The following is a 22,944-nucleotide window of genomic DNA, read 5'->3' as shown; positions in this document are numbered from 1 at the left end:
TTTTTATATATTTTGCTAGACTTGCTTATTTGATTAAAAACATATACAATATTATATATTAAATCGCAAAGGAGAGATAAGTATGAAACATATTAAAACTGTTAACAAACCTTACCTTCAGGCTACTATTAAAACTGGCGGTTGTGGCGAATGCCAAGCTTCTTGTCAGTCTGCTTGCAAAACTTCTTGCACAGTTGGCAATCAGGTTTGCGAAAAACACTAATATTTCTCAAGTAGGGGGCTGTATTGACAGTCCCTTTCTTAGTGATTTTAAAAAGTTTAAAATTTATGGTAATAAATAACTCGATTATAAATTTATATATTGAGTTTAATTATAAATTATATTTATTTTTAGAGGTGTGAATTTTAAATAATGGCTATGAGTAATAAAATACACAAGTTTTATCAAAATGGAATGTACATATTATTAGATGTGAATAGCTCTACTGTACATTTAATTGATAAAACTGTTTATGATGTAATGGATTATTTTGATGGCACAAATGATGAAGAAGTAATTAAAAATTTGGCTGATAAATATGATGAAAAAGACCTTCGTGAAATTTTAGAAGAATTACATGAATTAATGGAACGTGGAGAATTATTTGCTCCTGATATTGATGTACCTCCATATTTTGGCGAAACAGGTCTTGTAAAATCCATGTGCCTTCTTGTAGCAGAAGATTGCAATTTACGTTGTAAATATTGTTTTGCTGGTACAGGTGATATGGGTCATGACCGTCGTTTGATGACAAAAGAAGTTGGTAAAGCTGCTGTTGATTATATCATTGCACATAGCGGTAAACGTAAACATTGCGAAATTGACTTTTTCGGTGGCGAACCACTTGTTAATATGCCTGTTGTAAAATATGTAACAGAATATGTACGTCAAAAAGAAAAAGAAACAGGAAAAGTATTTAAATTAACACTTACTACAAATGGTGTTTTATTAAATGATGAAAATATTAAATGGCTCAATGACAACAATATCAGCATGGTATTAAGTCTTGATGGTAGAAAAGAAGTTCATGATTATATGCGTCCTGATGTTGGTGGACATGGCACATATGATAAAGTTGTTAAAAACTTTAAAAAATTAGTTGATTCCCGTGATGGCAATAATTATTATTTACGTGGTACATTCACTAATCGCAATATGGACTTTTCTAAAGATGTACTCAGCATGGCTGATGAAGGTTTTGATATTTTATCTGTAGAGCCAGTTGTATTAAAAGATTCTCCATATGGATTTACAAAAGAAGATTTACCAAAAATCTTTGCTGAATATGATAAATTAACAGAAATTTATTTAAAACGTAAAAAAGAAGGTAAAGGTTTCTTCTTCTTCCACTTTAATATCGATTTAGAACATGGTCCTTGCGTAGCTAAACGCTTGAGTGGTTGTGGAGCTGGTCATGAATATTATGCTGTAGCTGCAGATGGTAATATGTATCCTTGCCATCAGTTTGCAGGCAGAGAAAATTACATGCTTGGAAATGTATTTGAAGGCGTAAAAAATAAAGAGCTTCCAAAAGAATTTAGAAAAACTCATGTATTAAGCAAAGAAAAATGTCGTGATTGTTGGGCTAAGTTCTTCTGTAGTGGTGGTTGTCATGCTAATGCTGACTTATTCCATGGCAATATCCATGAACCATATGAACTTGGTTGTGAATTACAGAAAAAACGTTGTGAATGTGCTATTGTAGTAAAAACTGCTGAAAAATTTGGTTTATAATTCATTTATAAAAATGTAATATATTTTAATTAATATACGGTTTACACTTTGAAAAAGAATTTTTCTCTATAGAAGATAAAAAATACATCTAGGAGAAAAATTCTTTTTTCTTTACAAGAAAATATATTTTTATAAAAATTTTGTAAAGATTTTGTTAGATAAATTATTTTTATTAATAGGATAATAAATTTATAACGGAAAAACTGCTGATTTAGATTGACAATTTGATATAATTTATTGTATTATAATCCTAGTGAAAAACTTAGACATATATTTGAACGATAATTTATGATTATACGTCTAGTGGTCTAATTAAGTTGTTATAAGCTAGAGTATGTATTTACATATTTTAGTTAAATATTATTCCAGTAAACTGGAAAAATTTTTTTTTACTTTTTAGGGGGTATTTTAAAAATGGCAGTTAAAGTTGCTATTAATGGTTTCGGCCGTATTGGTCGTCTCGCTTTCAGACAAATGTTCGATGCAGAAGGTTATGAAGTTGTTGCAATCAACGACTTAACAAGCCCAAAAATGCTTGCTCACCTTCTTAAATACGATTCTACTCAGGGTAGATATGAATATGCTGACAGCGTTGAAGCTGGTGAAAACTCCATTACTGTAAATGGTAAAGAAATCACTATCTATGCTAAACCAAATCCTGAAGAATTACCTTGGGGCGAACTTGATGTAGACGTAGTTTTAGAATGCACAGGTTTCTTTGCTTCCAAAGCTAAAGCAGAAGCTCATATCAAAGCTGGTGCTAAAAAAGTTGTTATCTCCGCTCCTGCTGGTAACGATCTTCCTACAATCGTTTACAATGTAAACCATGAAACTTTAAAAGCTAGCGATACAGTTATTTCCGCTGCTTCTTGTACAACTAACTGCTTAGCTCCAATGGCTAACGCTCTTAACAAACTTGCTCCTATCCAGAGCGGTATCATGACTACAGTTCATGCTTACACTGGTGACCAGATGACTCTTGATGGCCCTCAGCGTAAAGGTGACTTACGTCGTTCTCGTGCTGCAGCTGTTAATATCGTTCCTAACTCCACTGGTGCTGCAAAAGCTATCGGTCTTGTTATTCCTGAATTAAACGGTAAATTAATCGGCTCCGCACAGCGCGTTCCTACCCCTACAGGATCTACTACTATTTTAGTAGCAGTTGTAAAAGGCCATGTAACTGTTGATGAAATCAATGCTGCTATGAAAGCTGCTGCAACTGAATCTTTCGGTTACACTGAAGAACAACTCGTATCCAGCGATGTTATCGGTATGAGATTTGGTTCCCTCTTCGATGCAACTCAGACTATGGTTGCTCCTATGGAAGATGGCAACACTCAAGTACAAGTTGTTTCTTGGTATGATAACGAAAACAGCTACACTAGCCAGATGGTTCGTACAATTAAATACTTCGCTGAACTTAAGTAATTTGATTTGTGCAGCCTTTTATGGACCGGTCTTAAAAAGGCCGGTCCTATTTTGAATTTACGGAGGGTTTTATTTAATGAATAAGAAATCTATTAGAGACATTGATGTAAACGGTAAAAAAGTCTTTATTCGTGTAGACTTTAACGTACCAATGGACGAAAATCAAAACATCACTAATGACAAACGTATTCGTGCTACATTACCTACTTTAAATTATCTTTTAGAAAACAATGCAGCAATTATTCTTGCTTGCCATGTTGGTCGTCCAAAAGGACAGAGAGTTCCTGAATTATCTGTTAAACCTATCGTTGCTAGACTTTCTGAACTCTTAGGTAAAGAAGTTAAATATGCTGAAGATTGTGTTGGCGAAGCTGCAAGTAAAGCTGCTGCTGATTTAAAACCAGGTGAAGTATTACTTCTTGAAAACCTCCGTTATCACAATGAAGAAACTAAAAATGATCCTGAATTTGCAAAACAACTTGCTTCTTTAGCAGATGTTGCTGTTGATGATGCATTTGGTGTATCTCACAGAGCACATGCTTCTAACGCTGGTATTGCTCAGTATGTAGAAGTTGTTGGCGGTTTCTTAATTGAAAAAGAAATTCAGTTCATTGGTAAAGCATTATCCAATCCAGAACGTCCTTTCGTTGCTATCATTGGTGGTGCAAAAGTTTCTGACAAAATCGGTGTTATTTCCAACTTATTAGAAAAAGCTGATGCAGTTGTAATCGGTGGCGGTATGGCAAATACATTCCTCGCTGCTCAAGGTAAAGGTATTGGTTCTTCTTTATTCGAAGAAGAAAAATTACCACTTGCTAAAGAATTACTTGCAAAAGCTGAAGAAAAAGGCGTAAAAGTATTCCTTCCTGCTGAAGTTGTTGTTGCAGATAAATTTGCAGCAGATGCAAATCACAAAACTGTATCCGTTGATGAAGTTCCAGCTGACTGGATGATTCTTGACAATAAATTCAGCAAAGAATGCCAAGAAGCTTTAGAAAATGCAAAAACAATCGTATGGAATGGACCTATGGGTGTATTCGAATTTGATGCATTCGCTCATGGTACTGAAGATATCGCTCATGCAGTTGCTGAATCCACTGGTATCAGCATTGTTGGTGGCGGTGACTCCATTGCTGCTCTTAAGAAAACTGGTCTTTCCGACAAAATTACTCACATTTCCACTGGTGGCGGTGCTACATTAGAATTCCTCGAAGGTAAACCAATGCCAGGTATTGCAGCTATTGCTGACAAATAATAAAAATAAATTATAAAGAGGTTGATTTGATAATGCGTAAACCTATTATTGCTGGTAACTGGAAAATGAACAATACAGTAGCTGCTGGTACTGCTCTTGTAAAAGAATTAGCTCCACTTGTAAAAGATAACAATGCTGTAGATATCGTTGTATGCCCAACATTTACTGCTCTTGCTGCTGTTTGTGAAGCTGTAAAAGGTACTAACATTCATGTTGGTGCTCAGAACGTTCATTGGGAAAAAAGCGGTGCTTTCACTGGCGAAATTTCCGCTGAAATGCTCACAGAACTTGGCGTTGAATATGTTGTAATCGGTCACTCCGAACGTCGTGAAATGTTTGGTGAAACTGATGAATATGTAAATAAACGTGCAAAAGCTGCATTAGCTGCTGGTATTACTCCTATCATTTGCTGTGGTGAAACTTTAGAAACTCGTGAAGCTGGTACAACTAATGATTTCGTTAGTGGTCAGATCAAAGCTGCACTTGAAGGTTTAACTGCTCAGCAAGTTGCTAGCCTTGTTATTGCTTATGAACCAATCTGGGCTATCGGTACTGGTAAAACTGCTACATTTGAACAAGCTGAAGAAGTTTGCGCTTGCATTCGTGAAACTGTTAAAGCTATGTTTGATGAAGCTACTAGCGATGCTGTTCGTATTCAATATGGCGGAAGTGTAAAACCTGCTACTATTGATGGTTTAATGCAAAAACCAAATGTTGATGGTGCTTTAGTTGGTGGCGCTTCTTTAAAAGCTGCTGATTTCAGTGCTATTGTTAACTTTAAATAATTTTTATTATTGATGAACCGTGTGGCACATGGGGATTGCCTGTAATGCAGGAAGCACACATCATAGTAAATTATAAAATGATTTTAACTGGTGTGTGCTATGCTATTTTAAAATTAATAGATTGAGGTAGTGTAATAATGTCAAAACTTAACGCTCCTGTTGCTTTAATTATTATGGATGGTTGGGGAGTTGGCGATGCTCAAAGCACAACTAATGCTGTTAATGTAGGTAAAACACCTGTTATTGATGGTTTAACAGCAAAATATCCTCATGCTCAACTTGCTTGCTCTGGTGAAGCAGTAGGTCTTCCTGATGGACAAATGGGAAATTCCGAAGTTGGTCATACAAATATTGGTGCTGGTCGTATCGTTTATCAAGAATTAACACGTATTACAAAAGCTATACGTGAAGGTGCATTCTTCAAAAATCCTGTATTTTTGGATGTTATCAATGCTGTTAAGAAAAACAATGGTGCGCTTCATTTAATGGGATTATTATCCGATGGTGGAGTTCATAGCCATAATAGTCATCTTTATGCACTCTTACAGCTTGCAAAACAAGAAGGCGTTGAAAACGTTTTCGTTCATGCTTTCCTTGATGGACGTGATGTACCACCATCTAGTGCTGCTGATTATTTAGCTGAGCTTGAAGCTAAATTAAAAGAAATTGGCGTTGGTAAAATAGCTACAATTTCTGGTCGTTATTATGCTATGGACCGTGATAAACGTTGGGATCGTGTTCAGAAAGCTTATAATGCTATCGCTTTAGGCGAAGGTGTAAAACAAGCTTCCAGCGAACTTGCAATTAAAAATTCTTATGAAGAAGATACTACTGATGAATTTGTTGTTCCTGTTGTTGTTGGCAACTATGCAGGTATGACAAGCAATGATGGAGCTATTTTCTTTAACTTCCGTCCTGATAGAGCACGTGAACTTACTCATGCTTTTGTGGATACTACTTTTGATGGCTTTGCTCGCAATGAAGATTTGAAAATTCCATTTGCAACAATGACTCAATATGAAAAAGGTATGAACGTAGAAATTGCTTATAAACCTGAGTCTTTAACAAATACTTTAGGTGAATATATAAGCAAACTCGGTTACACTCAACTTCGTATTGCAGAAACTGAAAAATATGCACATGTAACTTTCTTCTTTAACGGCGGTATTGAACAGCCTTATGAAGGTGAAGATCGTATCTTAGTACCTTCTCCAAAAGTTGCTACTTATGATTTACAACCTGAAATGAGTGCTATTGAAGTTACTGATAAAGTTGTAGAAGCTATTTTATCTAAAAAATATGATTTCATCATTTTAAACTATGCTAATGGTGATATGGTTGGTCATACAGGTGTTATGGAAGCAGCTGTAAAAGCTGTAGAAACTGTAGATACTTGTGTTGGTCGCTTTGTAGATGCAATAAAACAAGTTGGCGGTACTGTATGTATTACAGCTGACCATGGTAATGCTGAAAAAATGTTAGATGAAGAAACTAAAGAAGCATTTACAGCACATACTACAAATCCTGTACCATTTATCGTAGTTTCTGATAAAGTAAAAGAAGTTAAAGATGGTGCTTTATGTGATATTGCTCCAACTTTATTGAAATTAGCAGGTCTTGAAGTTCCAGCAGAAATGACTGGAAAAGCTTTAATCGATTAATATTATCTTATTGGCAGATTAAGTTTTAACATAAGATTATATTATTGAAATAAGAAAACCTATTATTATTTTAAGTTTTAGTTTCATAAACTTGAATAATGATATCATATAATGATATAATGTATATCGTGTATAAAATGTATATATTAAGGAGAGGAAACAAAGATGATCTATTCACAAGAAGTGTCTAATATGACATGTGTGGCAAAAGGCATTGAAAAACATGGCCCAGCTCCAATTCCTGAAGAAGGCAAATGGGTACAGGCTAAAGAAATTAAAGATATCAGCGGTTTAACTCATGGTGTTGGCTGGTGTGCTCCTCAACAGGGTGCATGTAAACTAACTCTTAATGTTAAAGAAGGCGTTATCCAAGAAGCTTTAGTAGAAACTATTGGTTGCTCTGGTATGACTCATTCCGCAGCTATGGCTTCTGAAATTCTTCCTGGTAAAACTATTCTTGAAGCATTAAACACAGACCTCGTTTGTGATGCTATTAACACTGCTATGAGAGAATTATTCCTCCAGATTGTATACGGTAGAACTCAGACTGCATTCTCCGAAGGTGGTCTTCCTATCGGTGCTGGCCTCGAAGACCTTGGTAAAGGTTTAAGAAGCCAAGTTGGTACTATGTATGGTACACTTGAAAAAGGTCCTCGTTATCTTGAACTTGCTGAAGGTTATGTAACAAGAATTGCTCTTGATGCAGAAGATCGTATCATTGGTTATGAATTCGTTCACCTCGGCAAAATGATGGAAATGATCACTAAAAAAGGTATTCCTGCACAGGAAGCTTTAGAAAAAGCAAAAGGTACTTATGGACGTTTTGCTGACGCTGCAAGATACGTAGATCCTCGTAAAGAATAATACAAGAAAATAGGAAGGAATGAAAATAAATGGCATTGTTTGAAAGTTACGAACGTCGTATTGACAAAATTAACAAAGCTTTAGACAGCTATGGCATCTCTTCTTTAGAAGAAGCTAAAAAAATCTGTGATGATAAAGGCATAGATGTAGCTAAAATCGTTAAAGATACACAGCCAATCTGCTTTGAAAATGCTTGCTGGGCTTACACAGTAGGTGCAGCTATGGCTATTAAAAAAGGTACTACAAAAGCTGTAGAAGCTGCTAAAATTATTGGTGAAGGTTTACAGGCTTTCTGTATTCCAGGTTCTGTTGCTGAAAACAGAAAAGTTGGTTTAGGTCATGGTAATCTTGCATCCATGCTTTTAAGTGAAGATGCAAAATGCTTTGCTTTCCTTGCTGGTCATGAATCTTTTGCTGCTGCAGAAGGTGCTATTAAAATTGCTGAAAAAGCAAACAAAGTAAGAAAAGAACCATTAAAAGTTATTTTAAATGGTCTTGGTAAAGATGCTGCTCAGATCATCTCTCGTATCAACGGCTTCACTTATGTTCAGACTCAGTTTGATTATGCTACAGGTGAAGTTAGTGTAGTTAATGAAACTGCATATTCTAACGGCCCTCGTGCTGCTATCAAATGCTATGGTGCAGATAGCGTTCAAGAAGGCGTTGCAATTATGCACAAAGAAGATGTTGACATCTCTATCACTGGTAACTCTACTAATCCTACCCGTTTCCAACATCCAGTAGCTGGTTGCTACAAAAAAGAATGTATCGAAAAGGGTAAAAAATATTTCTCCGTTGCTTCTGGTGGCGGTACTGGTAGAACATTGCATCCAGATAACATGGCAGCAGGTCCTGCTTCCTATGGTATGACTGATACTATGGGTCGTATGCACTCTGATGCTCAGTTTGCAGGTTCTTCTTCTGTTCCTGCTCACGTAGAAATGATGGGTCTTATCGGTATGGGTAACAACCCTATGGTAGGCGCTAGCGTAGCAGTAGCAGTAGCTATTGAAGAAGCAATGAGCAAATAAAATTTATTTATTATTATTATTTAGGTGGGGATTTTAAAAATGTTAAAGAAAACAAAAATCGTTTGCACAATGGGTCCTAACTATGACAATGGTACTGAACTTTTAGAAAACGTTATTGAAAACGGCATGAACGTTGCTCGTTTCAACTTCTCTCATGGTGACTATGCAGAACATGAAGAACGTATTAATAAAGTTAAAGAAGTTTCCAAAAAAATGGGTAAAACTGTATCTTTAATGCTTGATACAAAAGGACCTGAAATGCGTCTTGGCGATTTTGCTGAAGGTAAAGTATACCTTAAAAAAGGTAATAAATTCACTTTAACTAATGATGACATTCCAGGTGACGAAACTCATGTTTCCATCAATCACAAAAAACTTTACACAGAAGTTAAACCAGGTAATACTTTATTACTTTCTGATGGTCTTGTAGGTCTTCATGTTGACGAAATCGTAGGTAAAGACATCGTTTGCACAATTTTAAATGATGGTCCTATGAGCACTCGTAAACGTGCTGCTGCTCCTGGTGTATCCCTCGGTCTTCCTGCTATTTCTGAACAAGATAGAAATGATATCATTTTCGGTATTGAACATGATATGGATTTCGTAGCAGCTTCCTTCATCCAACGTGCTGAAGACGTTGAAGCTATCCGTGCTCTTATTAAAGAACATGGTGGACACATGGAAATCATTTCCAAAATCGAATGTGTTGAAGCTGTTAAAAATATTGATGCTATCATTGCTGCTTCCGACGCTATCATGGTTGCTCGTGGTGATCTTGGTGTTGAAATGCCAGCTGAAGAAGTTCCACTTATTCAGAAAGATATCATCAAAAAATGTAACAAACTTGGTAAACCAGTTATCGTAGCTACTCAGATGCTTGAAACTATGACTTCTAACCCACGTCCAACTCGTGCAGAAGCTTCTGACGTTGCTAACGCTATCTTTGATGGTGCAGATGCTATCATGCTTTCTGGTGAATCCGCTAATGGTGATTATCCATTAGAAGCTGTTTCTACAATGAACGTTATTGCTAAACGTGTAGAACAAGCTCTTGAATACAAAGAAATCTTCGTATCCAAAGGTTTCACTCATCACAATGTTTCTACAACTGATGTTATCGCTCATGCTACAGTACAGATGGCTTATGAACTTAGTGCACAAGCTATCATCACTCCAACTGAAAGCGGTTACACTTCTAAAGTTGTATCCAAATATCGTCCAAAAGCTACAATCATCGCTTATACTCCAAATGATCGTGTAGCTCGTCACTTAAATCTTCGTTGGGGCGTTGTTCCAGTAGAAGGTAAAGCTTGGGACGATGTTGATGAAATGATCGCAACAGCTACTGCTGCATCTGTTCGTCAGGGCATTGTAAAACAGGGTGATAAAACAATCATCACTTCTGGTATGAAATTCGGTGAAGGTAACACAAGCACAATCCGTGTTCATACTATCTAATCGGATTTAGTAGATTTTAAACACATGTGTTAATGATTAAAATAACCTTAGGGCAAAAATGCTCTAAGGTTATTTTTTTTATTAATTATTAAGTTGATTTTTATTTATAATAAATATTGATAATCTATCTCAATTATGATAATATATAAATGTAATGTATTGAGAATAAAAATCATTTACTTAAAATATTATCAAAGGAGATATTTAAATGATATTTAATAAATTAAAAATCGAAAAAGTAATTGGTAGAGAAATTATTGATTCTAGAGGAAATCCAACTGTAGAAGCTGAAGTAATTTTAGCAGATGGAACAGTTGGCAGAGGTTGTGCTCCTAGTGGTGCATCTACAGGCGTATTTGAGGCTTTAGAACTTCGTGATGGAGATAAAACACGTTATAATGGAAAAGGTGTTTTAAATGCTGTAGAAAATATCAATACTATCATTAATAATGCTTTAGTAGGAAAAGATGCTTCTGATATTTATGCTGTGGATAATGCTATGATAGAAGCTGATGGTACAAAAGATAAATCAAATTTAGGCGCAAATGCTATTTTAGCAGTATCAATAGCTAGTGCACAAGCTGCTAGTAAATCTTTAGGTATTCCACTTTATCGCTATTTTGGTGGTATTAATGGTAATAGATTACCTGTACCAATGATGAATATCTTAAATGGTGGCGCACATGCAACTAATACAGTAGATATTCAAGAGTTCATGATTATGCCAGCAGGTGCTCCAAGCTTTAGAGAAGCACTTCGTTGGTGTAGTGAAGTTTTCCATGCTTTACAAAAATTATTGAAGGATAGAAACTTAGCAACATCTGTTGGTGATGAAGGTGGATTTGCTCCAAATCTTTCTAGTGATGAGGAGACTATTGAAGTAATTTTAGAAGCAGTAAAAATAGCAGGATATGAACCTGGTAAAGATTTTATGATTGCTATTGATGCAGCTGCTAGTGAATGGAAAGGTAGTAAAATAGGAGAGTATATCTTGCCTAAATCTGGTAAAAAATTTACTACTGATGAATTAATTGCTCATTGGAAAATGTTAGTGGAAAAATATCCAATTGTTTCTTTAGAAGATGGTCTTGATGAAGAAGATTGGGAAGGTTGGAAGAAATTAACAGAGGCTATTGGCGATAAAGTTCAGCTTGTAGGTGATGATTTATTTGTAACTAATACAGAAAGATTATCTCGTGGTATAAAAGAAGGCGCAGGAAATTCTATTTTGATTAAGTTAAATCAAATTGGTTCTATTTCTGAAACTTTAGAAGCTATTAAAATGGCTCATAAAGCTGGTTATACTGCTGTTACTTCTCATCGTTCTGGTGAAACAGAAGATACTACTATAGCTGATTTAGCAGTGGCTTTAAATACTTGTCAGATTAAAACTGGAGCACCAAGTCGAAGTGAACGCGTAGCAAAATACAATCAATTATTGAGAATTGAAGAGGATTTAAAACAATCTGCTGTATATCCAGGATTTGATGCATTTAATCAAAAACATTAATATTGATAAAAAAAGAAGTGGTACATATAAATACCACTTCTTTTTGTATTTAAATAATCTATCAAATAAGGTCATAAACAATGCGAGTATTTCCTATTTGAATAATATCTCCAGGGCATAAACAGAAATTAGTTATAGGTCTATCATTAACAGATGTGCCATTTAAACTATTAGCATCACGAAGAATGTGTCTACCATGTTCAAAGGTAATATAGGCATGAAGTCTAGATACATTTACATCAGTTAAAAGAAATTCATTTTTATCACGTCTGCCAAGATGAATTTGATTACAACCAAAAGCTAAATAAGAGTCTTTATCTGGTCCTTCAATAATAGTTAAAGAAGCAAAATTTAAAGCTTGTTGTTTATGTGAAGGATTAGTTATTTCTTTTATATCAAGGTTAGGGACAATAATTGTACCTTGTTCTAAATCATTTACATTATCATTGTCTGTATCAGAAGTTTTATCACTATTAAATTTAGCCGTTATTTCACAAACGCCTAATTTAAATTTAGGAGATTTTAGAATATGGATAGTTGGTAATGTTTCCATAAAATAATCTTTTTGAATGACAGATTTATAAAGAAATAATTTTAAATGATTTTGTGTTTCTATATTATTTAATTGGTTAAAATCTTCATCACTCATAGTAATTGTAAATTTATCAGGAACAAAAATAGCACGATTTACGCGTTTTTTCTGACGGATTAAAATACGGTCAATAATTTTTTCTATTTCTGCCATTTGTAGATTACTTGAGAATTTACGATTAAAAAAACCTTCAATATTTTTTTCAAGAAAATTTTCCATACGTGAAAAAAACATAAAAATTCAACTCCTAGAGTTTTTATTTTGCTAAATGTTTATTACGCAATTGACCACATGCTGCTTGAATATCTGTTCCCATTTCTTGACGAATGGTAGCTGTGAGATGATGGTCGTTTAAATACTTAGCGAAAGCTTTTATTCTAGCTAAAGAAGGACGATTGTAATTACGTTCTTTGACTGGATTGATAGGGATTAAGTTTACATTAGCTAATTGATTTTTTAAGAGTTTACATAATTCTACTGCTTCAGTCATGTTATCATTGTATTTATCAATTAAGATATATTCATAAGTTATGCGTCTTTTAGTAGTATTAGCATAATTTACAGCAGCTTTAATGACTTCTTCGATAGGATAGCGTTTATTTATAGGCATTAGCTCTGTGCGCAATTCATTATTCGGTGCATGTAAGGAAATTGATAAGGTGATAGGTAGATTTTCTTGAGCTAATTTATTTATTCCAGGCACGATACCAGATGTGGAAATTGTGATATTACGATAACCTAAATTTAAGCAATAAGGCTCATGTACTAAACGAATGAAGTTTAATACATTATCATAGTTGAGCATAGGCTCACCAGAACCCATGATTACTATATTATTGATTTGTTCGCCTGTTTGATTTAATAATTCTTGAATAAACATTGCTTGAGCTAAAATTTCGCCTGTGGATAAGTTTCTAGCCATGCCGTGAAGCGTAGAAGCACAGAAGCTACAGCCCATATTACAACCTGCTTGAGAAGAAACACAGATGCTATTGCCATAAGGTTGACGCATTAAAACTGTTTCTACACCGATACCATCGCCAAATTCTAATAAAAATTTAGTTGTTTTGCCATCACTAGAGTCTAGTCTATCACAAGATTTTGCACGTTCAATAGTAAATTCTTGCGCCAATTTTTCACGTAAATCTTTAGAAAGATTGGTCATTTCATCAAAAGATGTAGCATGTTTTTGATAGAGCCACTCAATAATTTGTTTTGCTCTAAATTTTGGTAGGTTTAAATCTGTGATTAGTGAAGTAAGTTCAGTTAAATTTAAGCCAAAAATATTGGTCATTATAAATTCCCTTCTAAAATAAATATAAATAATAATTTAAGATTTTTATACTTTTTTGTACATACGAGCGATAAAGAAGCCATCTGTATTATCTTTATATGGCATTAATTGTAATGTTTTTTCTTTGCTTTTTGTTTTAAATGGTAAATATTTACGGATATCTTCTAAAACAAATTCTGGATGTTTAGCTAAAAATTGATTAATAATTTCTATATTTTCTTGGGGCATGATTGTACAAGTACTGTAGACTAAAACGCCTTGAGGTTTTACAGCAAGGGCAGCTGATTCTAAAATAGCTAATTGAAGAGGTGGTAATTCTTCAAAGATTTCCTCTGTTTTGTTCCAGCGAGAGTCAGGTTTACGGCGAAGTACGCCCATTCCAGAACATGGTGCATCAACTAATACTTTATCTGCTTGGTTTTTATAGTGGTTGCCGATTTCACGAGCATCTAATAATTTAGGCTCAATGATGTTGATACCTAATCTATTAGCATTATCTTGAATTAGTTTTAATTTATGTTCATAGATATCACAAGCTATGATTTTTCCTTTATTTTGCATCAAAGTAGCCATATGTGTAGTTTTACCACCAGGGGCACTACATGTATCAATGATGAATTCATTAGGTTTAGGATCAACTACATGAGCTACAAGCATAGAGCTTTCATCTTGCACTTGGGCAAAACCATTTTGTAATGGTGCTAGTTGATTTAATGAAGTATGCGTTTTGCAAATAATTCCTTCTGGTGCTAATTTCGAAGGAATAACTTCACAACCTGCATTAATAAGTTCAGTAATTAATTCTTGTCGTGTTGTTTTCAAAGTATTGGTACGCAATACAAGTGGGGCATTAGTATTATTGAATTGACAAAGCTTGATAGCAGCTTCACTACCAAAAGTATGAATGAATTTTTTTACTAGCCAAAGAGGATGTTGTTCTCTAATAGCTAATTCACTAGCTTTATTGCCTGTAGGCATAGCGTATTTTTCTGGTTGGCGGATTAAGTTACGCAAGACACCATTTACAAATTTTGCAGAACCTTGATTAGAATATTTTTTAGCAAGATTTACAGCTTCATTGCAAGCTGCTGATTCAGGAATTTTGTCCATGAATACAATTTGATAAATACCTAATCGCAATATATTAATAATTGTTGGTTCAATTTTATTTAAAGGTCTATTTACAAATTTTTTTAAAATCCAAAGTAGAGTATCGCCTGCTTTTACCGTACCATAAACCAATTCAGTGATGAAACGGCGGTCTTGGTCGGATAATTGATTTTTTTGCAAATGGCGTGATAGGGATATATTAGCATAAGCTTGTTGAGTATATACTTCATTTAAAATATTTAAAGCAACTTCACGAGCGTTCATAAAATCTCCTTTGCATTTAGTAAACTAAAAAAGACGCTAAGAAAAGCGCCCCTTGAGAATACGTATTTATATTAATATATAATCTTGGTTACAAATTTATTATATAATATAGGTAGAAGCTATGCAAGTTATGTAAGAAATAAAGTAAAAATAAGATGATATCTAATTTAATTTACAAGAAAAGATTAACTTTCCTATATGTTTCTGTTAATTTTCATCTATTTTGTTATACTTTATCATAGTAAGTGTAACAAAGGGAGATGATTATTATTTTTTGTCCTAATTGTGGTAATCAGATAAATGATAATGAAAAATTTTGTTCTAAATGTGGAAATCAAATTAAGCAAGATAGCCAAGATAATAATGAGCAAATGAAGCAAAGCGAAAAAACAATAAGCGATAATGTCAGTCAAAATGTAGATGCCCAAAAAAGTTATACGAAATATAAATATATAGGTATTTTTATCGCTGTAATTTTATTACTAGGATTAGTTTCTTTTGGTGCGTATAGTTATTTTGCTCATAAAGACACGAAACAAGTTGAGCAAAATGTGACGGCAACGAAAAATGAAGAAAATACTGCAAGTGAAGATAAAAATAATGCAGTTAAAGAAGATGTTAAACAACCAGTAGAGGATATTGTTAATTTAGAATATACTCAAAATGATAAATTTATATTAGGCGATAAGGAAGTAGCATATTTCCCTAGCAGTAAAATATTTTTTAAAAATGTAGGTAATAATTGTTCGGTTATGCTAGATGATAAAAATCAAGTTTTAATGAACTTTTATACAAATAGGGATGTACCAGATTTAAGTATTAAAGAGATAAAATTGGCAAATTCCGATAAACTTTTCTATGAAGTAATATGTACAGCAGGAGCTCATGCAAAATTAGAAGGCTATTGGCTAGTAGGCAAAAAAGATGGCGAATGGACTGTATTTATTTCCATGGATAATCTAAAGAGTTTTGGTATAAATCCAGATAAGTATTATAATATGAACAATAAAATTGTAAATGGAAAACTCATCATCAATTGTTTTCATTTAGAAGTTCCTGAAGGAAAATCTATGGCAGAAGGTAAAAAAGTCGATGATTGTTATGTAAAAGTAGATTGGGATAATAATAAACAGACTTTTAGAATGTATTAATAAAAGTAAATAGTAAAAACAATAGAAAAGACGTATACAAATAAATGTATACGTCTTATTTTTATATTTTAATCATCATAAATGCCTTTTAATAAAGTTTCTTTGCGTAAAGATAAGCATTCGCAATTTCTATCTTGCTGGGCTAAAGAACGGATTGTATCTAAAAGAATTTTGCTGATCATAGGTGCATCATCATAGAAGATATCTTCTAATACTTGATGAGACCATGGTTTGATACCTTCGCCATAATTTACTACATAATAAAGACCAGAATAACAAGCTCCGATTTCACGAGCGAGATATACTTCAGGGCAGATGGATTGACCTACAATATCTGCATGACCATTTAACATAGCAATTTCTGCAGGGCTTTCAAAATGGCGACCGTCTGTATTAGCATAAGTGCCACGTGTAAAAATTCTACCGCTGAAATGTTTACGTGTATTTTTGATTAATTCTTCACGCATTTGAGGGCAAAGTGCATCACGCATAACAAGTAAATATTTGCCTTCAAGCCCAACATCTTTGCGAACGGACATATCAAGATAATCATCAGGAATGAGAAAATCTCTAGTGTCTAATAATTTATTGATAGTACCTACGCCACCTTCAGAGAAAATGCGTTTTACACCAGCTTCGCGGAAAGTCCAGAATAATTGGCGGGAAGCATCAGCACGATTGACGCCACTTCTCCAACCATGCATTTTGCAGGTTAAAACACGTGTACCTGCTATTTCAAATAAGCGAAGTTCAGTAGTTTTGCCATAAGGTGTATCAAAAACCATGCGGTCTTGAATGATTTTTACATCATCACATTTAGCACCTAATGGAAAATTGCTGGATAATGTGCCAGAACCGCCGATAATTGCAAAATCGGCTTGAGGAATGTTTTGTGTATTCATAAAAAATCTCCTTAATTAAATTTTATTAAAATCGACGAATGATATTATATTCTGTATCACGTTGAGCTGCTTTAAAATCAGCTTTTTCGATTGTATTTACCATTTTATCGATGGACATTTGATAAGCAGTACCAGCTGCACGAACGACATTTTCTTCAAGCATGATACTACCTAAATCATCAGCACCAAAGGCTAATGTTATTTGTCCAATTTGTTGACCTTGTGTAACCCAAGAACCTTGAATATGAGAGATATTATCAAAATAGAGTCTAGATACGGCTAGAGTTTTTAGATATTCCCATGAGGATAATTTATTGCCACCTAATTGAGTATTTCCAGGTTGGAAAGTCCACATGATGAAAGCTCTAAAACCACCTGTTTTATCTTGAAGGTCGCGAACACGTCGCATATGTTCAATGCGTTCTTCAATAGTTTCGCCGAGTCCTAAAACCATAGTAGCTGTACTTTCCATGCCGATAGAATGGGCAGTTTCCATTACTTTTAGCCAATCATTTGTCATGATTTTTTTAGGGCTTACAATTTTACGTACACGGTCAACTAAGATTTCAGCTCCACCACCTGGAAGTGAAGCAAGACCAGCAGAACGTAAATCTTGTAGAGTTTCTTTGATAGATTTATTAGCTATCTTGGAAAAATGAAGTATTTCTGCTGGAGAAAAAGAATGGATTACAATATCAGGAAAGGCTGTTTTAATGGTATTAATCATATTTAAGTAATATTCAAAAGGTAAAGAAGGGTGTAGTCCTCCTTGTAACATGATTTGAGTACCACCAGCTTCTTGAGTTTCTTTTACTTTTTGTAAAATAGTTTCTATGGGCAATAAATAAGCGTCTTTGTGATTTTCGCGACGGAAAAAAGCACAGAAACGACATTCATTGAGGCAAACATTAGTGTAGTTAATATTGCGGTCTACAATGAAGGTAACAGTGTTGCCAGGATGTTTTTCTTGGCGGATTTTATTTGCTTGTTGACCTAATTCTAAAATATCACCATGTTTTAAAAGGTCAATAGCTTCTTTATCAGAAAGTCTGTTCATTAATCATACCTCTAATTTATTTTATTTTTCGATATAAAGAATCACGTTGAACAGGTGTATAGCCTGTTTCGGTGATGATTTTTTGCAATTGTGCAGTAGTCATTTTTTGACCTGTTTTAGCGCCAGCAGCATGAATGATTTGTTCTTCTTCAACTGTACCATCTAAATCATCAGCACCAAAAGCAAGGGCTAATTGAGCGATAGGCAAGGTGAGCATCATCCAAAAGGCTTTAATATGAGGAATGTTATCCAATACAAGTCGAGAAATAGCGATAAAACGCAAGCTTTCATAAGATGTAATAGGTTTTATATTGTCTAATTGAGTATTTTGCGGATGAAATGGGAATGAAATAAATGCTTGGAAACCATGTGTTTCATCTTGAATTTCTCTAAGTGTGAATAAATGCTGTAGTCTTTGTTCTATAGTTTCAATATGACCATAAAGTTCAGAAGCATTAGTTTTCATACCGAGTTTATGAGCTGTTTTTATAGTTTCAATCCATTCTTGTGTATTGGCTTTGTTTGGGCAGATTTTAGCACGGATTTCATCATCTAAAATTTCTGCTCCACCACCTGGAAGAGAATCAAGACCTGCTTGTTGTAAAATAGTTAAGACTTCGTAAATACTTTTTTGAGAAATCTTGGCAAAATGAACTATTTCCACAGGTGTGAAAGCTTGAATATGCACGTTAGGCAAAAGTTTTTTTATGGATTTAATGATTTCTATATAGTAATTAAAATCATTAGTAGGATGGAGAGAGCTTACAATGTGTATTTCTGTTAGTCCTTTGACATGAGCGATGGTGTCTTTGATTTTAGCTTCAACATCTTCTTTAGTTAAGACAAAACCTCGTTTATCGCCAGCTTCGCAAGAAAAAGCACATAGAGGACAATTAGCAGTGCAAATGTTAGATAAATTTATATGGCGGTTGATATTATAATAGACTTCTTTTTGGCTATGACGTTCTTTGGCTTTTCTTGCCCATGTAGCTAAGTCTAAAATATCAGCGTGTTTGTATAGATATAGTGCTTCATCAAAAGATAAACGCTCTCCATTTTGAGCTTTTGTTATAGCTTGTTGATTGATATTCATAAATAAAAATCCTTTACAAAATAATTAGCTTAATATGTTCTGATTATATTGAAATTGCAATCACATTCAGCAGGTATTCTGCCTGTTTGTTTGATTAAATTGATTAGATTATCACGAGTGAGTGCTTTTGGTGAATTTGCGCCGGCATCGTGCATGATTTTTTCTTCGCTGATAGTGCCGTCCACATCATTTGCACCAAAGCCTAAAGCTAATTGAGCGATAGGTAAAGTGAGCATTACCCAATATGCTTTGATATTATGAATGTTATCAAGCATTAATCTACAGATAGCCATAGTTTTTAAATCGTCCCAAACATTAGTGCGATGAACAGTTTTACCTAATTTTGTATTAGCAGGGTGGAATGGGAAGCAAATAAATGTCTGAATGCCACCTGTTTCATCTTGAAGATTGCGAAGTGTGATTAAATGGTCAACACGTTCTTCAATAGTTTCAATATGACCATAGAGCATGGAAGCGTTTGTCTTGATACCGAGCTGATGAGCAGTGCGAGAAACTTCTAACCATTCTTGAGCTGTAGCTTTATTAGGGCAGAGTTTCTGACGAATTCGGTCATTTAAAATTTCAGCTCCACCACCTGGCATAGCTTCAATACCTGCATCTTTTAATTCTTGTAATACTTCACGAATGGATTTTCCAGAAATCTTAGCAAAATGAGTGATTTCCACGCCAGTAAAACCTTTTAAATGAAGTTGAGGAAATTCTTTTTTGAGCATTTTAATGATGTCTACATAATAAGAAAATGGCCAATCAGGATGTAATCCACTTACGATATGCAGATTTTTCATATTTGGATCTTTGCAAGCATTGGCTACTTTATTATAAATTTGCTCCATAGTCATAGCATATGCTTTTTTATCTGTAGCTTCACAACCGAAAGCACAAAAATCACAAAGAGCTGTGCAAATATTAGTTAAATTTAAATGACAATTTACATTGTAATAAACGTAATCTCCGCTGATACGTTTACGCACTAAATCTGCAAGATAACCTATGCGAGCAAGGTCATTGGAGGCGAAAAGAGCCAAACCATCTTCTTTTGTTAGACGTTCATTATTTAAAATTTTTTGTTCTATTTTATCTAATGTATTAATCACGAGAACACCTCTTAAGTTAAAAAATTCACTTATTAGATTTTACTCTTTTTTTATATATGTATCAACTATAATTATTGAATAGGAAAATAAGTTTTATAAATATTATTAGTGAATAAAATTTTGTGCTATAATAAAAAATACTTATTAATTTTGATGAGGAAGGATTTTTATGGATAATTTGATTTTTAGCTTGAATGCGACCATACCAGTCTTTTTGATGATGGTATTGGGTATGATTTTTCGCAAAATAGGATTATTTGATGAAGCTTTTATTACAAAAATGAATAAATTTGTATTTGTGGTGGCTTTGCCTGCATTATTATTTGAAGATATTGGCTCCGCTAATTTTTATGAAGCTTGGGATACTACATATGTTTTATACTGTTTTGGGGCAACTTTGCTTAGTATATTGATTTCTTTTTTTATTTCTATACCTTTTAGAAAAAATGTTTCTCAAGGTGAATTTGTACAGGCTGCATATCGCAGTAGTGCTGCTATAATCGGTATGGCTTTTGTACAAAATATTTATGGTGATTATGGTATGGCTTCTTTGATGATAATAGGTACGGTGCCTTTGTATAATGTGATGGCGGTTGTTGTATTGGCTTTATTAAAACCTGGTCAAAGTAGTTTAACTTTTGCCTTGATGAAAAAAACTATTAAAGGTATTATTACTAATCCGATTATATTAGGTATAGTAGTGGGCGTTATTTGGTCACTTTTGAAAATTCCAACTCCAGTGATTGTACATAAGACTGTATCTTTGCTTGCTGTTTTGGCTACACCTATGGGGCTTATGGCTATGGGAGCAGCATTTAAGTTTCAAGGATTTAGTCAAAATATAAAGCCTATTATTGTTTGTAGTGTTATGAAATTAGTTGTATTTGTAGTATTATTTATGCCATTTGCTATTTATTTAGGTTTTACAGAAAGTAAATTGGTCGCAGCATTGATTATGTTGGGTTCAGCTACAACTGTAAGCTGTTATATCATGGCGAGAAGCATGAATCATGATGGTAATTTGACTGCTGGAACAGTAATGCTAACAACTCTTGGAAGTGCGTTTTCATTGACTTTTTGGCTCTATATATTAAAATGTTTGAACTTAGTATAATAGAACCTAAATCTAAATTTGTTACCATTTTAAGATAATGTATATTTTTAGATTATAAACTCTATATGATGTAAAACCCTTAGGAAATATTATTCCCTAAGGGTTTTTATATTATCAAATTGTTAGTAGGTTTTTGTATAATTATTTAATTTTATTTTATATTATACTAGGATATAAAAAAATAGATTTAATTTTTTGAAGAAGATAATTTATTTTTATAAGATTCAAGATTATTAATAAGATAATCAATTTCTTGTTTTTTTAGTAAACTAAGAGAATTATTAAACATATAAAAACGACTTGTATTTTTACGTAATTTATTTAATAAGTAATTTATACTATCTAAATCATTGGTAAAATATTCATTGGCATTGTCTATGTGGTAAAAAATATATAGTACTGTGCTAAAATTAGATACTTCGTTTTTATCAGCTTTTATTAGTTTTTTTATAATCATATCTATATTTATAAGTGATAAAAATTCCTTAAACAAATAAAAGATATGTTGATGTTCTTTAAAGTAAGTAATTATATCATTATCCCATTTATTTAAAAAAAATGCTTGTGGTAAATAAGTTAATTTATTTAATATAGATTTTTTTAAGTTTTTTATATACGTGTTAGATGTAATATTATAAATACGAGCATTTTTATTAAAGTTTTCTAATATATCGAAAGATATGTTTTCTTCACTATCTATTTTATCTATCATACAATTTTGATATATTTTTAAATCTATTGTAAAGCCTATACTTTTTAACTTTAATAATCTTGATATTATGGAAGGATATTCTTTAATAGGATATATAGAAGACGTTAACTCATTATATAATTGTTTTAAATAAAAATATACTTCTTCATCAGATTTTAAATACGAATAATATTGAAGTTTATTAAAAGCTAAGTTTTTATGTTTTATTTTATAAATAAGATTTTCTTTAATTTTATTTTCGTCAAGATGATGATATAGCATAAATTCAAAAATAAAACTATTATCAATGTATTGACTGTCAGTAATGTTGTCATAATTGAGATTATTAATATGTTTTGATTTTATTTTAATAGCTAAGGTGAAAGTAGATTTTAAACAATTATAAATTTCTTTATTAAGATATTTTCTAGGTGTATAAGATATGGATGTTAGTATGGGATATAGTTTTTCAAGAGATATGATACCAAAAATAAGTGTACGAATATTTGTATGTTTTTTTTGTTTAAATATATCTAATATAGTAGATTTATATTTTAATAGTCTTTTTTGTAGTTGTTCATTTCGACAATATTTTTCAACTATAGTATCGTATAAATCTTCAAAATTAGGATTATAATTTATAGTTAGCATAATAGTTTTTTCTTTTGTTTTAGCATAAAGATCTTTAGCAGAAAATAAATAATGTATACGTTCTGTTAATTGTTCTTTATCTAATTTTTCTTTTTTTGTGATGAATTGTCAATCCAAGTGCGACACTTCTTTTAAAAATAAATTAAATGGATTATCCCAATTTAAACATTTTCTTGGTCTACT

At 33.1% G+C, this 22,944-nt stretch carries 20 protein-coding genes; 12 read left to right on the top strand and 8 right to left on the bottom strand.

Features of this window, described 5'->3' with window-relative positions; genetic code table 11:
- Window positions 1-82: 82 nt before the first annotated feature.
- The 10 genes from scfA to eno all read left to right on the top strand — a co-directional run bounded on the left by scfA (window position 83) and on the right by eno (window position 11,727).
- Complete coding sequence (gene scfA, locus AC5LAX_RS07710; protein WP_008537952.1) at window positions 83-223, top strand: six-cysteine ranthipeptide SCIFF; 141 nt, start codon at window positions 83-85, stop codon at window positions 221-223.
- A 156-nt stretch (window positions 224-379) separates the two neighbouring features.
- The gene (scfB, locus tag AC5LAX_RS07705) at window positions 380-1,735 is read left to right on the top strand and encodes a thioether cross-link-forming SCIFF peptide maturase (protein ID WP_026296953.1); all 1,356 of its coding nucleotides are present in this window, start codon (window positions 380-382) and stop codon (window positions 1,733-1,735) included.
- Window positions 1,736-2,149: 414 nt separating this feature from the next.
- Window positions 2,150-3,163, top strand: a complete 1,014-nt coding sequence (gap, locus tag AC5LAX_RS07700) for a type I glyceraldehyde-3-phosphate dehydrogenase (RefSeq protein ID WP_018999480.1) — start codon at window positions 2,150-2,152, stop codon at window positions 3,161-3,163.
- 76 nt (window positions 3,164-3,239) lie between these two features.
- Window positions 3,240-4,418 (top strand): phosphoglycerate kinase, encoded by a 1,179-nt coding sequence (locus AC5LAX_RS07695; RefSeq protein ID WP_008537949.1) that lies wholly within the window; start codon window positions 3,240-3,242, stop codon window positions 4,416-4,418.
- Between the two features lie 32 nt (window positions 4,419-4,450).
- Window positions 4,451-5,203, top strand: coding sequence for a triose-phosphate isomerase (tpiA, locus tag AC5LAX_RS07690; RefSeq protein ID WP_008537948.1), 753 nt, complete (start codon window positions 4,451-4,453; stop codon window positions 5,201-5,203).
- Between the two features lie 137 nt (window positions 5,204-5,340).
- Window positions 5,341-6,864: a 2,3-bisphosphoglycerate-independent phosphoglycerate mutase gene (gpmI, locus tag AC5LAX_RS07685; RefSeq protein WP_115151377.1), complete on the top strand. Its 1,524-nt coding sequence runs from the start codon at window positions 5,341-5,343 to the stop codon at window positions 6,862-6,864.
- 165 nt (window positions 6,865-7,029) lie between these two features.
- A complete protein-coding gene (locus AC5LAX_RS07680; RefSeq protein WP_008537946.1) occupies window positions 7,030-7,728 on the top strand; it encodes an iron-sulfur cluster assembly scaffold protein in 699 nt (232 codons plus the stop codon).
- 29 nt (window positions 7,729-7,757) lie between these two features.
- The gene (locus AC5LAX_RS07675) at window positions 7,758-8,759 is read left to right on the top strand and encodes a GGGtGRT protein (RefSeq protein ID WP_008537945.1); all 1,002 of its coding nucleotides are present in this window, start codon (window positions 7,758-7,760) and stop codon (window positions 8,757-8,759) included.
- A 39-nt stretch (window positions 8,760-8,798) separates the two neighbouring features.
- Window positions 8,799-10,217 carry a pyruvate kinase gene (gene pyk, locus AC5LAX_RS07670; RefSeq protein WP_018999482.1) on the top strand — a complete coding sequence of 473 codons (1,419 nt, stop codon included), beginning with the start codon at window positions 8,799-8,801 and terminating at the stop codon, window positions 10,215-10,217.
- Window positions 10,218-10,425: 208 nt separating this feature from the next.
- Window positions 10,426-11,727, top strand: a complete 1,302-nt coding sequence (gene eno / locus AC5LAX_RS07665) for a phosphopyruvate hydratase (protein WP_373244543.1) — start codon at window positions 10,426-10,428, stop codon at window positions 11,725-11,727.
- A gap of 61 nt (window positions 11,728-11,788) precedes the next feature.
- Here the strand turns inward: eno and AC5LAX_RS07660 are convergent, their stop codons facing one another.
- From AC5LAX_RS07660 to rsmB, 3 genes are read right to left on the bottom strand one after another with little or no spacing between them, the layout of a single operon-like run.
- Window positions 11,789-12,553, bottom strand: a complete 765-nt coding sequence (locus AC5LAX_RS07660) for an FhaA domain-containing protein (protein ID WP_115151379.1) — start codon at window positions 12,551-12,553, stop codon at window positions 11,789-11,791.
- Window positions 12,554-12,575: 22 nt separating this feature from the next.
- Entirely contained in the window at window positions 12,576-13,613 is a 1,038-nt protein-coding gene (gene rlmN / locus AC5LAX_RS07655) for a dual-specificity RNA methyltransferase RlmN (protein WP_091694853.1), read from the bottom strand.
- A gap of 45 nt (window positions 13,614-13,658) precedes the next feature.
- On the bottom strand, window positions 13,659-14,987 hold the full coding sequence (rsmB, locus tag AC5LAX_RS07650; RefSeq protein WP_270638663.1) for a 16S rRNA (cytosine(967)-C(5))-methyltransferase RsmB: 1,329 nt from the start codon (window positions 14,985-14,987) through the stop codon (window positions 13,659-13,661).
- A gap of 260 nt (window positions 14,988-15,247) precedes the next feature.
- Between rsmB and AC5LAX_RS07645 the strand changes: the two genes are divergently transcribed.
- Window positions 15,248-16,138 (top strand): zinc-ribbon domain-containing protein, encoded by an 891-nt coding sequence (locus tag AC5LAX_RS07645; RefSeq protein ID WP_288909399.1) that lies wholly within the window; start codon window positions 15,248-15,250, stop codon window positions 16,136-16,138.
- Between the two features lie 68 nt (window positions 16,139-16,206).
- On the opposite strand, the gene AC5LAX_RS07640 is transcribed toward AC5LAX_RS07645, so the two are convergent.
- Genes AC5LAX_RS07640 through mqnE (AC5LAX_RS07625) form a run of 4 tightly spaced genes read right to left on the bottom strand, consistent with a single transcriptional unit; the run spans window position 16,207 to window position 20,305 of the window.
- The gene (locus AC5LAX_RS07640) at window positions 16,207-17,040 is read right to left on the bottom strand and encodes an MTAP family purine nucleoside phosphorylase (protein WP_288909400.1); all 834 of its coding nucleotides are present in this window, start codon (window positions 17,038-17,040) and stop codon (window positions 16,207-16,209) included.
- 25 nt (window positions 17,041-17,065) lie between these two features.
- Window positions 17,066-18,097 carry a cyclic dehypoxanthinyl futalosine synthase gene (mqnC, locus tag AC5LAX_RS07635; protein WP_288909401.1) on the bottom strand — a complete coding sequence of 344 codons (1,032 nt, stop codon included), beginning with the start codon at window positions 18,095-18,097 and terminating at the stop codon, window positions 17,066-17,068.
- 16 nt (window positions 18,098-18,113) lie between these two features.
- A complete protein-coding gene (mqnE, locus tag AC5LAX_RS07630) occupies window positions 18,114-19,190 on the bottom strand; it encodes an aminofutalosine synthase MqnE (protein ID WP_288909402.1) in 1,077 nt (358 codons plus the stop codon).
- Window positions 19,191-19,219: 29 nt separating this feature from the next.
- The gene (mqnE, locus tag AC5LAX_RS07625; protein WP_022228150.1) at window positions 19,220-20,305 is read right to left on the bottom strand and encodes an aminofutalosine synthase MqnE; all 1,086 of its coding nucleotides are present in this window, start codon (window positions 20,303-20,305) and stop codon (window positions 19,220-19,222) included.
- 169 nt (window positions 20,306-20,474) lie between these two features.
- On the opposite strand from mqnE (AC5LAX_RS07625), the gene AC5LAX_RS07620 reads away from it, so the two are divergent.
- A complete protein-coding gene (locus AC5LAX_RS07620; protein ID WP_022228151.1) occupies window positions 20,475-21,419 on the top strand; it encodes an AEC family transporter in 945 nt (314 codons plus the stop codon).
- Between the two features lie 187 nt (window positions 21,420-21,606).
- Here the strand turns inward: AC5LAX_RS07620 and AC5LAX_RS07615 are convergent, their stop codons facing one another.
- Window positions 21,607-22,761, bottom strand: coding sequence for a hypothetical protein (locus AC5LAX_RS07615; protein ID WP_288909403.1), 1,155 nt, complete (start codon window positions 22,759-22,761; stop codon window positions 21,607-21,609).
- Window positions 22,762-22,944 lie beyond the last annotated feature (183 nt).

This window comes from Megamonas sp., assembly GCF_986095205.1.
The sequence above is the reverse complement of the archived record's forward strand: the minus strand, read 5'-3'. Positions and strand labels throughout refer to the sequence as shown.

Bases quoted from the DNA above. Each gene is read 5' to 3' on its own strand.
- scfA (WP_008537952.1), top strand. From the start codon at position 83: ATGAAACATATTAAAACTGTTAACAAACCTTACCTTCAGGCTACTATT.
- scfB (WP_026296953.1), top strand. From the start codon at position 380: ATGAGTAATAAAATACACAAGTTTTATCAAAATGGAATGTACATATTA.
- gap (WP_018999480.1), top strand. From the start codon at position 2,150: ATGGCAGTTAAAGTTGCTATTAATGGTTTCGGCCGTATTGGTCGTCTC.
- AC5LAX_RS07695 (WP_008537949.1), top strand. From the start codon at position 3,240: ATGAATAAGAAATCTATTAGAGACATTGATGTAAACGGTAAAAAAGTC.
- tpiA (WP_008537948.1), top strand. From the start codon at position 4,451: ATGCGTAAACCTATTATTGCTGGTAACTGGAAAATGAACAATACAGTA.
- gpmI (WP_115151377.1), top strand. From the start codon at position 5,341: ATGTCAAAACTTAACGCTCCTGTTGCTTTAATTATTATGGATGGTTGG.
- AC5LAX_RS07680 (WP_008537946.1), top strand. From the start codon at position 7,030: ATGATCTATTCACAAGAAGTGTCTAATATGACATGTGTGGCAAAAGGC.
- AC5LAX_RS07675 (WP_008537945.1), top strand. From the start codon at position 7,758: ATGGCATTGTTTGAAAGTTACGAACGTCGTATTGACAAAATTAACAAA.
- pyk (WP_018999482.1), top strand. From the start codon at position 8,799: ATGTTAAAGAAAACAAAAATCGTTTGCACAATGGGTCCTAACTATGAC.
- eno (WP_373244543.1), top strand. From the start codon at position 10,426: ATGATATTTAATAAATTAAAAATCGAAAAAGTAATTGGTAGAGAAATT.
- AC5LAX_RS07660 (WP_115151379.1), bottom strand. From the start codon at position 12,553: ATGTTTTTTTCACGTATGGAAAATTTTCTTGAAAAAAATATTGAAGGT.
- rlmN (WP_091694853.1), bottom strand. From the start codon at position 13,613: ATGACCAATATTTTTGGCTTAAATTTAACTGAACTTACTTCACTAATC.
- rsmB (WP_270638663.1), bottom strand. From the start codon at position 14,987: ATGAACGCTCGTGAAGTTGCTTTAAATATTTTAAATGAAGTATATACT.
- AC5LAX_RS07645 (WP_288909399.1), top strand. From the start codon at position 15,248: ATGATTATTATTTTTTGTCCTAATTGTGGTAATCAGATAAATGATAAT.
- AC5LAX_RS07640 (WP_288909400.1), bottom strand. From the start codon at position 17,040: ATGAATACACAAAACATTCCTCAAGCCGATTTTGCAATTATCGGCGGT.
- mqnC (WP_288909401.1), bottom strand. From the start codon at position 18,097: ATGAACAGACTTTCTGATAAAGAAGCTATTGACCTTTTAAAACATGGT.
- mqnE (WP_288909402.1), bottom strand. From the start codon at position 19,190: ATGAATATCAATCAACAAGCTATAACAAAAGCTCAAAATGGAGAGCGT.
- AC5LAX_RS07620 (WP_022228151.1), top strand. From the start codon at position 20,475: ATGGATAATTTGATTTTTAGCTTGAATGCGACCATACCAGTCTTTTTG.
- AC5LAX_RS07615 (WP_288909403.1), bottom strand. From the start codon at position 22,761: ATGCTAACTATAAATTATAATCCTAATTTTGAAGATTTATACGATACT.